A 12,970-nucleotide genomic window follows, 5' to 3' on the forward strand; every position below is an offset into this window, starting at 1 on the left:
GGTGGCATGCAATTCATTGCATGCCACCATGGCTTCTGGACCTAGTGAAAGGCCATCAGCTCCAGAGCGGAGCCAGGGACTTGTACAGCTGCTGTACACCCAAGATGATGAACAGTACTGCGGTAATCGCCAACGCGGTGTTGGTGTGCCAGCGGTTGGCCCATTCCTTGGGGATGCGCTTGCCATTGAGCAGGCCCAGGAGGGTGACCGCCAGGAATGGCATGAACAGCGCACCGAGGACGCCATAGGCCAGAATCAGGGCAATTGGCTTGTCCAGCAAGAAGAGCACCATTGGCGGGAAGGTCAGCCACAGCACATAGAACTTGAAGTACTTGCCACCGGTCAGCGTATCCGGGTGGTTTGCCGGCTTCTTGCGCATATGGCCCCAGAAGTCGGCGAACATCAGCGAAACGCCATTCCATACGCCGATGATCGACGAGAAGGACGCGGCCCAGAAGCCAATGAGGAAGCCGTTGCCTACGACATCGCCGTATTCGGCTTTCAGCACGTCGCCCAGTTCCAGCAGGCCCTTGTCGCCACCGGAGATGGTCACGCCGGCGGCGCGAACAACTTCCGCGCCAACGATCAGCATGGCCAACACGAAGATGCCGGTCATGACGTAAGCCATGGAGTTGTCGATGCGCATGACCCGCATCCACTTAGGGGTGTACCAGCCTTTCTCGCGCAGCCAGTAGCCGTAAGCGGCCAAGGTGATGGTACCGCCGACGCCGCCAGCCAACGCCAGGGTGTAGACCACGCCGCCTTCCGGGATCATCGGGATTAGGCCCTTGAGCATTTCCGGAATATTTGGCACAGCGATGAAAGCCAAGCCCACTACGGTCACGAACATGATGCCTACCAGTACAGCGGTGATCTTCTCGAAGAAGCTGTACTTTCCGAACCAGACCATCGCGAAGCCCAGCAGGCCCATGAGCACTGCCCAGATCTTCAGATCCACTGCCGGCATCAAGGCGGCCAGCGGCAATGCAGCGGAACTCATCGCCGTAGCGCCGTAAACGAAGCCCCAGATGATGATGTAGGGACCGAAGTACCAGGTGGTCCACTTGCCCAGGGTCTTCCAACCCTCGAAAATGGTTTTGCCAGTTGCCAGGGTGTAGCGGCCGGCGCCTTCAACCAGAACAATCTTCAGGATTACGCCGACAATCACTGCCCAGAGCAGCGCATAGCCGTACTGGCTGCCTGCTACTAGTGTGGCAACCATGTCGGCTGCGCCAACGCCGGTAGCCGCAACGACCAGTCCCGGGCCAATGACTTTCCAGCGCGGTGGGCCGCCACCGTCTAGGTCGGCGCGTTGCGCCTGGATGTTTCCGCTCATTTGATTTTCCTTTTGCCACAGTGCGATGCCGCCGCGGAGTCGCATCGGCAGTGACGCGGACCACGGGGGTGTGAGATCGTATTCAATCTTGGTAGTGATCTTTCTTACTGGCAAACTCTCAGTCAAGTACTAACACTTTCTTAGGAATGCAGTGACGTGGAGAACACGGCGTGTTCCGAATTGCTAGAATTGATCAGTTACCCATGGGCACCGAGCCCGGATCTGAACGTCGAGGATGATGCCGTGCAGCTGTTGATCGTCGAAGACGACCACGCCGTCGCCCGCGCCCTGATCGATGCCGTGAGCGCCGCAGGACATCAGGCCGAGCATGTCAGCCGCGGTGCTGACGCGCTGTTGAAGCACCACAATGCACAGATGATCCTGCTGGATCTGGGCCTGCCGGATATGGATGGACTGGAAGTCCTGCGCAAACTGCGCCAAATCAGTGAAGTCCCCGTGGTCATCCTCTCGGCGCGCAATGACGAGCGGAGCGTTGTCCGGGGACTGCGCCAGGGCGCCGACGATTTCCTGGTCAAGCCCATCGGGCTGGCGGTCCTTCTGGCCCGCATCGATGCGGTGGCCCGCCGCGCCAAGGTCCAATCCAATGACAACGGCGGTGTGCTCATCGCCGGCGGATTGCGTGTGGACACCGGGAAGCACGAAGCAATTCTGAATGGACGGCACCTCCAGCTGACCGCCAAGGAATTCGAGCTGCTGGCATTGCTGGCCCAGCATGACGGAGCGGTGGTATCCCGGGAGCAGATTCTTGATCGCTTGTGGGGCGACGCGTTCGTGGCGGTGTCGCGCTCCTTGGATGTGCACCTCACCGGTTTGCGCTCCAAGCTTGCTGCGCCCGGGATGATCGTGAACGTTCGCGGAGTCGGCTACCGGCTAGAGACGCCAAGCCCGTGAGGCTGCGCGTACTGGGGATCCTGGGCACGCTGCTGCTTGCAATCGTCGCCATCGTCAGCGCGATGCTGTTGCAGAGCGTCAGCCGTGATGCCACCGCTGAAGTCCAGTTGAACCGGTTGTCGGCTTTGAACCGCTTTGTCCAGCTTGCCGCCCATGCTGATCTGGCAAATGACATGTCGCTGCTCCAGCTGGAGATGGACACCTATAGCGACCTCTATGGCGAAGGGCTGCTGATCAATCTGGGCCAGCGGCAACTGGTCTCGGGCAGTATCGATCCTGCGGATCCCGAGGTCGCTGGCACCGTGCGCAATTCAGAGCTGAATCTGGGACTGGTCCAGATCCCGCCGATCGATCCTCTCTCGGATGCCACCGCCTTGCTCTCGCAGCCGTTCGGCAATTCTGCTCAAGTGCTCGGCTCTGTCACGATGCAAGTGAACTTGGAAACTGCACGCGCCAAGGTGCTGGAAAAGTCCAGCCTGCTGTGGCTTGTCGTCATTTCCATTGGCGCTGGACTCCTGCTCTTGGCCGACCGCCTGACCTTCTGGGTGCTCCGTCCGGTGCACCAGCTCAATGATGCCGTCAATGACATTGCGCGGCATCAGGCACCGGTTCTCCTCGAAGAGCAAGGCCCACCGGAACTGCGCCGGCTATCGCGGTCGCTGGGCAGCATGGCCCGAACTATGGCCGAGAGCCTGAAGCAGCAGCAGGAGTTCATTGCTGAAACTTCCCATCAGCTCCGGAACCCCGTTGCCGCCTTGCGGTTGCGCGTGGATCTTTTGAAGATGCGCATGGGCGACCAAGCGGATCCCGTCGGAGTGCACGCGGTGGAAAACGAACTGCATCGGGTGGAAACCTTGCTGGACGGCGTCATGCGCTTGGCCAGCGCCGAGCATCGGCTAGCCGAGCAAAATGCGGGGGAGTCCTTGCCCGAGACAGCCGTGCACGGCCAACAAGTCGACGTCGGGCAAATGCTCGCCGAGGAAGTCGAACGCCAATCCGAGGTTGCCCGGCAACGGGGAAACCAGCTGGTGCTCGATGGCAGTGCCACCTCGGGGCCGACCGCCATGGTGTGGTGCAACGGATTCGATTTGCAGCAGATGCTCGCAGAACTACTGGAAAACGCCTTCAAGTACGCCCCTGGCAGCAAGATCGTCCTGGGCCTGCGGCTCGATCCGGGAACTGCCAGCATCCAAATACAGGATCACGGAGCCGGAATGAACACTGCTGAACTCGCGAATGCAGGCGAGCGGTTCTGGCGTGCAGAACGTGTGCGGCACAGTCCGGGAACAGGTTTGGGACTGGCTATCGTGGATCGCTTGGCGCGCGCGAATGCCGGTGAGCTCACGCTTGAATCGGCTCCGGGCGAAGGGCTCAAAGCAACGATCAGCCTGCCCCTGCATGGCGGCAAGCCCGAGGTGCCCGATGAATCCTGAGCCCATGCCGTCGCGGCGGAACTTGCTTCGATATCTCCTGGCAGCCCCAGTCGCCGCCGGACTGCCAGTACTGAGTTCCTGCAGCTCGTTGCCCGCTGCGCATCGATTGGATATCGCCTCCGGTGAAGACGGGGGCATGTACTTCCAATTTGCCTCGTTGCTCTCCAACGCCTTGGTGGACCACGGCGTCGCCGAGCATTCCACAGCCCTCAACACCCAGGCCAGCGCCCAGAATCTGGCGATGCTCGCAGAAAACAAGGCCGGGCTGGCTCTTGCCCTAGCCGATACGGTGGACCAGTACCGGAAGGACAGTGCTCCACACGCGCAGCCGCTGGCCCTGGGCCGCGTCTACCAGAACTATTTCCATTGCATCATCCGCACAGCAGCCGGGATTAGCTCGCTGCAGGATCTGGCAGGACGCACCATCGGCACCGGCGCGCCAGGGTCAGGTACGTGGGTGACCGGCCAGCGCATATTGCGGGCAGCGAAGCTGAAGAATAGCGGGATCGCGCCCAAGGAGCTGCAGTACGGGTACGTGGCAGGGCTGGAGGCGCTGGGCAAGGGAAGCATTGACGCGTTGTTCCTTTTCGGCGGCCTGCCGGTTGCTTCGCTGAGCCGGCTCGCTTCAGCCATGGACTTGGGCCTGCTCGATGTTTCAGCGGTGCTGCCGCAGCTGCGCGAGCAGTACCCGGATCTCTACGACGGGGTAGTCATCCCGGAGGGAACCTACCGCGGAATCAAGTCCGTGGAGACGATCGGGGTTGGCAACCTGTTGATGGCGCGCGCGGACATGCCCGAGGAGCTGGCCGGAGCCGTCGTCAAGCTCCTGGTCGCCCATGCCGATCAGCTGGTGCCAGAATCCAGTGCCGGCATCCAGTTCTTGACCCCCGAAACCTTGGTCAGCACCGGAGGCCAGCCCCTGCACCCGGGCGCGAGGAAGGCCTACCAGGAACTTCACGGCTAGAAATTGCGCACGTGCGCACACGACGGTGAGGGCTTTGCCCACTAGTGTGTATTGCAAAGCACTGCTACGAGAGGATCATTGGCGATGTCCACTGCTGGCGACATTCCACTCATGGAAAATGAAGCCGTAGAGATCTGCAGGAAACTGATTCAGATCGACACGACGAACTATGGAGGCAACAAGGGCGCGGGGGAGCTTGAAGCCGCCCGCTATGTCGCTGGGCTGCTCGAGGACGTCGGCCTGGATACCAAGATCTATGAATCCGCTCCCGGGCGGGCCAACGTGGTCACCCGCATCCCGGGGGCCGATCCGTCATTGCCGGCCCTGGTCGTGCACGGCCACCTGGATGTCGTGCCGGCCATCGCCGAAGACTGGAGCGTGGATCCTTTCGGGGCCCGGATCATCGATGGGATGATCTGGGGACGCGGAGCGGTGGACATGAAGAACATGGACGCGATGATTATCGCCGCCATCCGGCACCTGCAACGCGAGAACATCACCCCGCGGCGCGATCTGGTCATCGCCTTCTTCGCCGATGAGGAAGCTGGCGGGGACTATGGCTCCGGCTGGATGGTGCAGAACCATCCCGAACTCTTCGCCGGGGCGGCCGAGGCCATTAGCGAAGTCGGCGGGTTCTCGGTCGAAATCAACGGCCGCCGGGCCTACATGCTGCAGACTGCGGAAAAGGGCATCGCCTGGCTGAAGCTGGAATCCAAGGGCATGGCCGGCCATGGCTCGCAGCTCAACACCGATAATGCGGTCACCCATCTGGCAGGAGCCGTCCATCGCATCGGTGAGCATCAATGGCCGCTGTCCTACACCAAAACCACCCGCGCATTGCTTGAGCAGGTGGCCGAGCTGTCCGGACTGGACTTCGATGAAGCCGATCCGGCCCCGCTGCTCTCGGCCATGGGCAATGTCTCGCGCTTCGTCGGGGCTACCTTGCAGAACACCGCGAATCCCTCCGCCCTGGAGGCAGGCTACAAGCACAACGTCATTCCCGGGCAGGCCCAAGCGCTGATCGACTGCCGCACCCTGCCCGAGCAGCACGAAGCCACCTTGCAGACCCTGCGTGAACTGGCCGGGGAACACGTCGAGCTGTCCATGGTGCATGAGCAGGAATCCCTGGAGGTGCCCTTCGCCGGTGCGCTGGTGGATTCCATGATCGCGTCGTTGCTGGCTGAAGACCCGGATGCCGTGGTTCTGCCCTATATGCTCTCTGGCGGAACCGATAACAAATGGCTGGCCAAACTGGGGATCACCGGCTACGGATTCGCGCCGCTGCAACTTCCTGCCGAGCTGGATTTCACCGGAATGTTCCATGGCGTCGATGAACGCGTGCCGGTGGACTCGATCAAGTTCGGCGTGCGGGTGCTGCAAAACCTCTTGCAGGAATACTAGAACCAGCGTTGGCCCAGCCAGCACAACAGAATCCAGGAGCAGAATCCTTGACCATCGAATCCATACTGAGCGACGAGCTGCTTGAGCGTTTCCGGGACCGGGCCGCCGGCTATGACGAGTCGAACTCGTTCGCCATCGAAGACTTCAACGAACTGGTGGAACTGGGCTACCTCAAGGCGCTGGTGCCGGCAGAGCGCGGGGGACTGGGGTGGAACTTCCAGACCTTGGCCCTGGCCCAGCGCCGCCTGGCCACCGCGGCACCCGGCACGGCCCTGGCGATCAACATGCACCAGGTATGGGCGGGCGTCGCGTATTTGCTGCAGGCCCGCGGGGACCGGCGCCTGGATATGGTGGCCGATTGGATTGCCGAGGGCGAAGTGATGGCGTTCGGGATTTCGGAGCCCGGCAACGACGCGGTGCTCTTCGACTCGAAGACCAGGGCGAGAACTGCTGCCGATGGCTCGGTGGAGTTCAATGGCGTGAAGATCTTCACCTCGCTGGCGCCGGCGTTCACCCGATTGGGGGTGTTCGGCAAGGATGAGGAATCCGGGGAACTGGTTCACGGCTTCGTCGCCAGGGGCGAGGGCGTGCATTCCATGAACGACTGGAACACCCTGGGCATGCGGGCCAGCCAGTCGCACACCACGAAGCTGGAAAATGCGGTGGCCCCGCGCGAATGGGTGCATAGCCGGCTGCCGGCCGGTCCTAACCAGGACCCGCTGGTCTTCGGCATCTTCGCATCCTTCCTGACCCTGACCGCAAGCGTCTACGTGGGCATCGCAGATCGTGCGGTGACCCTGGCTCAGGAGGCCCTGGGCCAGCGGGTGCACCAGGACGGGACCCGGTATGCGCAGGATGTGCGTGCCCGCGGGCTCTTGGCCGAAGCGGCGATGCGCCTGCTGGCCCTGGATGCCCTGCAACGCTCGGTGGCCGGTGACCTGGAGGCCAAGGCGGATCACCAGGGCGCGTGGTTCCCCAAGCTGGTGACGCTGCGCACCCTGGCCGGGGGCACTGCACGGGAGAACATCCAGGTTGCCGGACAGCTGCTGGGCGGTGGCGGATATTTCCGGGGATCGGAGTTCGAACGGCTCTACCGCGACGTGCAGGCCAGCTGGTACCACCCGTCCAATGCCGCCTCGGCAGCCAATACGGTGGCCTCGTGGCTGGTAGGCCCGCTCGACAGCTGAGGCAAGGACCCGCGATTGCCGTGAGGGCCAATGGCGGGCATGGTGCCATGTGCCCTGTTGCCGGTTCAGGGAGCCAGGGTGCTGCGAATGCGCATCACCCGGCGGCGCAGCCAGTACTTTTGGGCGCCGCCTTCATAGCGGCAGGTGCGCATGAGCTCCCATTTGCCGTTATCGGCGTGCTCCCGCAGGGCGGCGCGGGCGACATGCTTTGGTTCGCCCGGGAAAGAAGTTATGACCAGGTATTCAAAGCGCTGGTCATCGGGATGATGCAGCGGTGGCTTAATTCTTTCTTCGAGCATCCTGCCCCCTATCTAAAGAACGCCGTGCGTTGTAGCCTCATGCTATGAGTACTGAACCGAGTTTTGCACTGCAAGCATTTATTGCACGCCTGGAGCAGCACCTGGCAATTGTGTCGCAGAGCCGCGGTGCTGGCGAGGCATCCGTCGACGCGGCTTTTGGCGCGCTGGCCGATGCCTTCGAAGACTATGAAGACGCCCTCTACGATCAGTATTCCGAGTTATTGCCCTTCACCATACCCTCGGATGATGCGTGAGTACGACCACGGAGTGAATTTTTCCTATTCCGTGTTTCTGAGTCCAGATAGTCGCAATCGGTGAAGTAATGTCGAGGGGTGAATTGGTTTGAAGCAGCTTTCCTAGGATTGATCCAGGGCCTGACCGAGTTCCTCCCGATCTCGTCCTCAGCCCACTTGCGTATCGTTGGCGAACTCCTGCCCAACGCCCAAGACCCCGGAGCGGCATTTACCGCCATTACCCAGCTGGGTACCGAAACCGCAGTGATCGTCTTCTTCTGGCGTGACATCGTGCGGATCATCGGCGCCTGGTGCAAGGCACTGGCCGGCAAGATCCCGCATTCGGATCCGGATGCCAAGATGGGCTGGCTGATCATTATCGGCTCCCTGCCGATCGCGATCCTGGGCCTGCTGCTGGAAGACTACATCGATACGAACTTCCGTTCGCTGTGGATTGTTGCGACCACACTGGTGGTCTTCGGCCTGATCCTGGCCATCGCCGACCACTACGGCAAGCAGCAGCGCACCTTGGACAAGCTGACCGTCAAGCACGGCATCTTCTACGGTTTCGCCCAGGCCATGGCCTTGATTCCGGGCGTCTCGCGTTCGGGCGGCACCATCACCGCGGGTTTGCTCATGGGGTACACCCGTGAAGCCGCAGCCCGCTACTCGTTCCTGCTGGCGATCCCGGCGGTGTTCGCCTCGGGCCTGTACAAGCTGGTCAAGTCCTTCGACGAACCAGGTGTCTATACCCTGGCGCAGACCGGTGTCGCTACCGTCGTGGCCTTCGTCGTCGGCTTCCTGATTGTGGGCTGGTTCCTGAAGTTCGTTTCCACCCACTCCTACCGCTTCTTCGTCTGGTACCGCATCCTGCTGGGCCTGGCGCTGTTCGTCGCTCTGGGATTGGGCTGGATGGCCGCCTGATCCAGGTTTTCCAAGATGTCCGTGGACTGCTTCACGGGCATCTTGCAGTTAACGGGAATAAACCTCGCCTTGCTTCACTTGGAGTTAAAGGAAGAAATACGTCGCATCTGCGAAAGGATGTCCATAAGTGCACGCGTGGAATAACCCTGAGGTACCTCAGGTGGCTGGTTCAGCACCAACACTGGAACTTTTCAATACCGCCACCGGAGCCCTACAGGCCACTGCGCCAGCGGATGAAGCTATTGCGCCGGCCAGCATGTACGTTTGCGGTATCACCCCCTATGACGCCACCCATATGGGCCACGCCGCCACATACGTCACCTTCGACCTGGTGCAGCGTACCTGGCGCGATGCCGGTCGAACCGTGGCCTACACCCAGAACATCACCGACGTGGACGACCCGCTGCTCGAACGCGCCGCAGCAACCAACGTCGATTGGCGCGAACTGGCCGAGTCGCAGATCCAGCTCTTCCGCGACGACATGGAAGCCCTGAACGTCATTCCGCCGCAGAACTACATCGGCGCGGTGGAATCCATCCACTGGCTGGTCCCGGTGGTCGAGCAGCTGCTCGATGCGGATCTGGCCTACCGTGTGCCAGCTGGTGCCGATGGGGTGGAAGGCGACGTGTACTTCGACACCCTGGCCGCCCAGAACGATGCCTGGAAACTGGGTGCCGTTTCGAACTACGACCGCCAGACCATGCTCGGCTTCTTCGCCGAACGCGGCGGGGATCCGGATCGTGCCGGCAAGCGCGATGCGCTGGACCCGCTGCTGTGGCGTGCCGCCCGCGAGGGCGAACCGTCATGGGATGGCGGCAAGCTCGGTTCCGGCCGCCCGGGCTGGCACATCGAATGCTCGGTGATTGCCCGCAAGACCCTGCCGGCCCCCTTCACCGTCCAAGGTGGCGGCTCGGACCTGATCTTCCCGCACCACGAATTCTCCGCGGCCCACGCAGCTGCTGGCGATAACGCGGAACTCGCGCAGACCTACGTGCACACCGGCATGGTGGGCCTGGACGGCGAAAAGATGAGCAAGTCCCTAGGCAACCTGGTGCTGGTTTCCAAACTGCGCGAAGCTGGCGTCGAGCCGGTAGCGATCCGCGCCGTACTGCTCTCCCAGCACTACCGCAGCGACTGGTTCTGGACCGAGCAATTGCTGGCCGCAGCCCAGCAGCGGGTGGCTGCCTGGCGCCAGGCCTTGGCCACCACCAGCACCGAGGACGCAGCCAAGGTAGTGGAAAGCATCCGCAAGCACATGGCAGATGACATCGATGCGCCCTCCGCGCTGGAGGCACTCGACCGGTGGGCTGCACAGCCGGCCGGCTCGAATGGCGACGGCGCCGAAGCGTTGCGCCACGGCATCGACGCGCTGCTGGGGCTCAAGCTCTAGGCAGCACCGCGCCAAGCATCCCGGGGTCCGGCTTCAGATATCGAAGTCGGACCCCGGGCTGTCTTTGCGGTACTTTCCCCGGCGGCGCAGATAGCGTTCGAATTCCCGGGCAATGGACTCGCCGCTGGCCTCGGGAAGCTCGCTGGTGTCCGTTGCCTGCTCCAGCTGTTCAACGTACTTGGCCACATCCGGATCCGCTGCCGCGAGCTCATCGACCCCATGCTTCCAGGCCAGCGCATCCTCGCGCAGTTTCTGGTCCGGCACGGAGACCGGGATGACTTCCTCCAGCAGCTCGATGATGGCCAGTTGCACCCGCGGGCTGGGGGACTGCGCAACATAGTGGGAGAGCTGCGCCCACAGCGACAGGCTCGGGATCCCGTACCGTTCGAACTCCACGCCGAGCACCGAGGGGATTCCGGTGGGCCCCTCATAGGTGGAGGCGCTGATCCTCAGGTGCTCCTGGAACCGCGGATCGTCGCTGGCCAGCGAGGTCGGCACCGGCCGGGTATGCGGCACATCGGCCAGCAAGGCGCCCAGGGTGAGCACGGTATGGGCATTGTGGGATTGGGCCACCTTGATGATCCGCGAGCAGAAGGTCTGCCATTTGAACGTCGGCTCGACACCCAGCACCACCAGCAGGTCGGCGGCCGCCTGGGGCAAATGGATCTTGAAGATCTCGGTGCACGGCCAGTCCACTACGCGCCCGCTCCCGGTGCGCCGGGTCTTGGGCCGGGTGAACTGGTAGTCGTAGAAATCGTCCTCGCCCACGGTGGCCACATGCTCATGGGCGTTGGACTCGAGCAGCAGGCGGACGGCGTCCGTGGCCGCCGAACCGGCGTCGTTCCACCCCTCGAAGGCAGCCAAGACGATGGTGGGGCGAATCTCATGCTGGGTCTTGGCGATATAGCTATTCAGCGTCGGGGCGTGGTATTCCTCGTTCATTGAAGACTCCTTGGCAGCACTCGATGCTCTCGGCGTGGCTCGCCGAAGCGGCTTAGCCCCACTCTTCCATCTAGAATGGACTCATGCCAAGCACCAGTTTTGACTTTGCCGCCGGAACCGAGCCCGCAACCCCGCAAGCTGTCCTGTGGGATATGGACGGTACGCTGATCGACACCGAACCCTATTGGCTGGCTGCCGAAGCTGAGCTGGTGGCTTCCCATGGCGGCTCATGGAGCCATGAACAAGGCCTGGCCCTGGTCGGCAACGCCTTGCCAGATGGCGCCCGGGCCCTGCAGCAGGCCGGGGTCAAGCTGGAGATCCGCGAGATCATCGACTGGCTCTCTGCCCGGGTGGTTGCCGGCATTCGCCGCGAGACCCCCTGGCGGCCAGGAGCCCGCGAATTGCTCGCGGCGTGCAAGCAGGCAGGCATCCCGCAGGCCCTGGTGACCATGTCCGAGCGCAGCATCGTCGATGAACTGATGCTCAGCATCCCCGAAGGCATCTTCCAGGCCAGCGTTACCGGTGAAGAGGTCGCCAACGGCAAGCCGCACCCGGAACCTTATCTGGCTGGACTGCAGCTGCTGGGCCAGTGCACCGGGAAAGAACTGGAAGCAGCCAGATGCATTGGTTTCGAGGATTCCGTGCCGGGCATCGCCTCGGCGTCCGCGGCCGGGCTGCATGCGGTGCTGGTCCCCAACGCCACCGACCCGGGCGAAGGCAATTGGCGCCGGATCGACAGCTTGGCATCCGTGGATGTACATGAAATGACTCGATGGTTGGTGCAGGTTAGCGCGTGAGCGACACTCAGGAAAAGTCCCCTGGAATCAAGCTGGGGCGTATCGGCGGCGTCCCGGTCTACCTCTCCAGCTCGTGGTTCATCATCACCGCGGTCATCACCTTCAGCGTTGGCATCCAGCTTTCGCGCGGCGGAATCATTCCGCCGCTGAACGCCTACCTGATGGGCCTGGCCTGCGCGGTGGCTATTGCCGTGGCCGTGCTGATCCATGAGGTCGCGCACGCGATGACCGCGCGCGCCTTCAAGTGGCCAGATGCGCACATCGTGTTGACGCTGATGGGCGGGCACACCCAGTTCGGTTCCTTCAAGGCCAAGCCCGGCGCCTCGCTCTGGGTGGCACTCTCCGGACCGCTGTCGAACTTCCTGCTGGCCGGAATCGGCTGGCTGGTGATCGAGAACGCGCCCATGGGCGTGTACCCGAACCTGCTGCTGGACTTCTTCGTCTATGCCAACCTGCTGCTCGGCGCCTTCAACGCGCTGCCCGGGCTTCCGCTCGATGGCGGGCGCCTGGTCGAATCGATCGTCTGGAAGGCCACCGGATCCCAGTTCAAGGGCACCATCGCCTCGAGCTGGGTGGGCCGGGCGATCGCCGTGGGCCTGGTCTTCTACTTCGTGATCTATCCTCTGGTACGCGGCGAGCAGCCCCAGATCATCACGGTGGTGGTCGGCATCATGGTGGCGATGTTCATGTGGCAAGCCACCACGCAGCTGATTGCGCACTCCAAGATGATGCTGAACCTGCCCACCGTGATCGCCACCGACTTGATGCGCCCGGCTTCGGCCATGGTTTCGCACGCAACCGTTGCCGACGTGCTCTCCCGCCAGAACGCGCGCGGGGGAGAGATCATCCTGGTCGACCCGAAGGGGATGCCGGTCGGGGTCATCGATGCGCAGGCGCTGTCCCGGGTGGACCCGAACCAGGCGGCCCAGGTTCCGGCCCTGGCCGTGTCCCGTGCCCTGGGCCAGGGCGCGATCGTGGCCGAGGATTCCGATGGCCGCGCATTGATCGACTACCTGGCCAGCGTGGACAGCGCCGAATACGCGGTGATCAGCGCCACCGGGCAGGTGGTGGGCCTGCTGCACCAGCGGCAGATCGTCAACGCCGTCACCGGACGCCGCTAGTAAACTCTATACAGACTGAAAAGCACCAAGA

General features: G+C 62.7%; 13 protein-coding genes. 10 read left to right on the plus strand and 3 right to left on the minus strand.

The window, feature by feature from the left end:
* Positions 1–55: 55 nt before the first annotated feature.
* Positions 56–1,336 carry an Nramp family divalent metal transporter gene (locus ACIOTL_RS08720; protein WP_400342371.1) on the minus strand — a complete coding sequence of 427 codons (1,281 nt, stop codon included), beginning with the start codon at positions 1,334–1,336 and terminating at the stop codon, positions 56–58.
* A 243-nt stretch (positions 1,337–1,579) separates the two neighbouring features.
* On the opposite strand from ACIOTL_RS08720, the gene ACIOTL_RS08725 reads away from it, so the two are divergent.
* From ACIOTL_RS08725 to ACIOTL_RS08745, 5 genes are all read left to right on the plus strand, one after another.
* Positions 1,580–2,248, plus strand: a complete 669-nt coding sequence (locus tag ACIOTL_RS08725; RefSeq protein WP_400342481.1) for a response regulator transcription factor — start codon at positions 1,580–1,582, stop codon at positions 2,246–2,248.
* Complete coding sequence (locus ACIOTL_RS08730; protein WP_400342372.1) at positions 2,245–3,681, plus strand: sensor histidine kinase; 1,437 nt, start codon at positions 2,245–2,247, stop codon at positions 3,679–3,681. The genes ACIOTL_RS08725 and ACIOTL_RS08730 overlap by 4 nt, the downstream gene beginning before the upstream one ends.
* A gap of 4 nt (positions 3,682–3,685) precedes the next feature.
* Positions 3,686–4,645, plus strand: a complete 960-nt coding sequence (locus ACIOTL_RS08735; protein WP_166650695.1) for a TAXI family TRAP transporter solute-binding subunit — start codon at positions 3,686–3,688, stop codon at positions 4,643–4,645.
* Between the two features lie 111 nt (positions 4,646–4,756).
* Positions 4,757–6,046, plus strand: a complete 1,290-nt coding sequence (locus ACIOTL_RS08740; RefSeq protein ID WP_388022010.1) for a M20/M25/M40 family metallo-hydrolase — start codon at positions 4,757–4,759, stop codon at positions 6,044–6,046.
* A gap of 47 nt (positions 6,047–6,093) precedes the next feature.
* Complete coding sequence (locus ACIOTL_RS08745) at positions 6,094–7,233, plus strand: acyl-CoA dehydrogenase family protein (protein WP_400342374.1); 1,140 nt, start codon at positions 6,094–6,096, stop codon at positions 7,231–7,233.
* Between the two features lie 65 nt (positions 7,234–7,298).
* On the opposite strand, the gene ACIOTL_RS08750 is transcribed toward ACIOTL_RS08745, so the two are convergent.
* Entirely contained in the window at positions 7,299–7,532 is a 234-nt protein-coding gene (locus ACIOTL_RS08750; RefSeq protein ID WP_105657828.1) for a DUF5703 family protein, read from the minus strand.
* Between the two features lie 44 nt (positions 7,533–7,576).
* Between ACIOTL_RS08750 and ACIOTL_RS08755 the strand changes: the two genes are divergently transcribed.
* The 3 genes from ACIOTL_RS08755 to mshC all read left to right on the plus strand — a co-directional run bounded on the left by ACIOTL_RS08755 (position 7,577) and on the right by mshC (position 10,079).
* Positions 7,577–7,786, plus strand: coding sequence for a hypothetical protein (locus ACIOTL_RS08755; protein WP_105657829.1), 210 nt, complete (start codon positions 7,577–7,579; stop codon positions 7,784–7,786).
* A gap of 78 nt (positions 7,787–7,864) precedes the next feature.
* Entirely contained in the window at positions 7,865–8,689 is an 825-nt protein-coding gene (locus tag ACIOTL_RS08760; RefSeq protein ID WP_105657830.1) for an undecaprenyl-diphosphate phosphatase, read from the plus strand.
* Positions 8,690–8,816: 127 nt separating this feature from the next.
* Positions 8,817–10,079 carry a cysteine--1-D-myo-inosityl 2-amino-2-deoxy-alpha-D-glucopyranoside ligase gene (mshC, locus tag ACIOTL_RS08765; RefSeq protein WP_400342375.1) on the plus strand — a complete coding sequence of 421 codons (1,263 nt, stop codon included), beginning with the start codon at positions 8,817–8,819 and terminating at the stop codon, positions 10,077–10,079.
* 33 nt (positions 10,080–10,112) lie between these two features.
* Here the strand turns inward: mshC and ACIOTL_RS08770 are convergent, their stop codons facing one another.
* A complete protein-coding gene (locus ACIOTL_RS08770; RefSeq protein WP_133833381.1) occupies positions 10,113–11,021 on the minus strand; it encodes a PAC2 family protein in 909 nt (302 codons plus the stop codon).
* 83 nt (positions 11,022–11,104) lie between these two features.
* On the opposite strand from ACIOTL_RS08770, the gene ACIOTL_RS08775 reads away from it, so the two are divergent.
* Together ACIOTL_RS08775 and ACIOTL_RS08780 are read left to right on the plus strand one after the other, a co-directional pair.
* Positions 11,105–11,818 carry an HAD family hydrolase gene (locus tag ACIOTL_RS08775; RefSeq protein WP_400342376.1) on the plus strand — a complete coding sequence of 238 codons (714 nt, stop codon included), beginning with the start codon at positions 11,105–11,107 and terminating at the stop codon, positions 11,816–11,818.
* Entirely contained in the window at positions 11,815–12,939 is a 1,125-nt protein-coding gene (locus ACIOTL_RS08780; RefSeq protein WP_388022016.1) for a site-2 protease family protein, read from the plus strand. Before ACIOTL_RS08775 ends, ACIOTL_RS08780 begins: the two co-directional genes overlap by 4 nt.
* Positions 12,940–12,970 lie beyond the last annotated feature (31 nt).

The organism is Glutamicibacter sp. NPDC087673 (assembly GCF_044743255.1).
Lineage (GTDB): Bacteria > Actinomycetota > Actinomycetes > Actinomycetales > Micrococcaceae > Glutamicibacter.

Bases quoted from the DNA above. Each gene is read 5' to 3' on its own strand.
- ACIOTL_RS08720 (WP_400342371.1), bottom strand. From the start codon at position 1,336: ATGAGCGGAAACATCCAGGCGCAACGCGCCGACCTAGACGGTGGCGGC.
- ACIOTL_RS08735 (WP_166650695.1), top strand. From the start codon at position 3,686: ATGCCGTCGCGGCGGAACTTGCTTCGATATCTCCTGGCAGCCCCAGTC.
- ACIOTL_RS08740 (WP_388022010.1), top strand. From the start codon at position 4,757: ATGGAAAATGAAGCCGTAGAGATCTGCAGGAAACTGATTCAGATCGAC.
- ACIOTL_RS08750 (WP_105657828.1), bottom strand. From the start codon at position 7,532: ATGCTCGAAGAAAGAATTAAGCCACCGCTGCATCATCCCGATGACCAG.
- ACIOTL_RS08755 (WP_105657829.1), top strand. From the start codon at position 7,577: ATGAGTACTGAACCGAGTTTTGCACTGCAAGCATTTATTGCACGCCTG.
- ACIOTL_RS08770 (WP_133833381.1), bottom strand. From the start codon at position 11,021: ATGAACGAGGAATACCACGCCCCGACGCTGAATAGCTATATCGCCAAG.
- ACIOTL_RS08775 (WP_400342376.1), top strand. From the start codon at position 11,105: ATGCCAAGCACCAGTTTTGACTTTGCCGCCGGAACCGAGCCCGCAACC.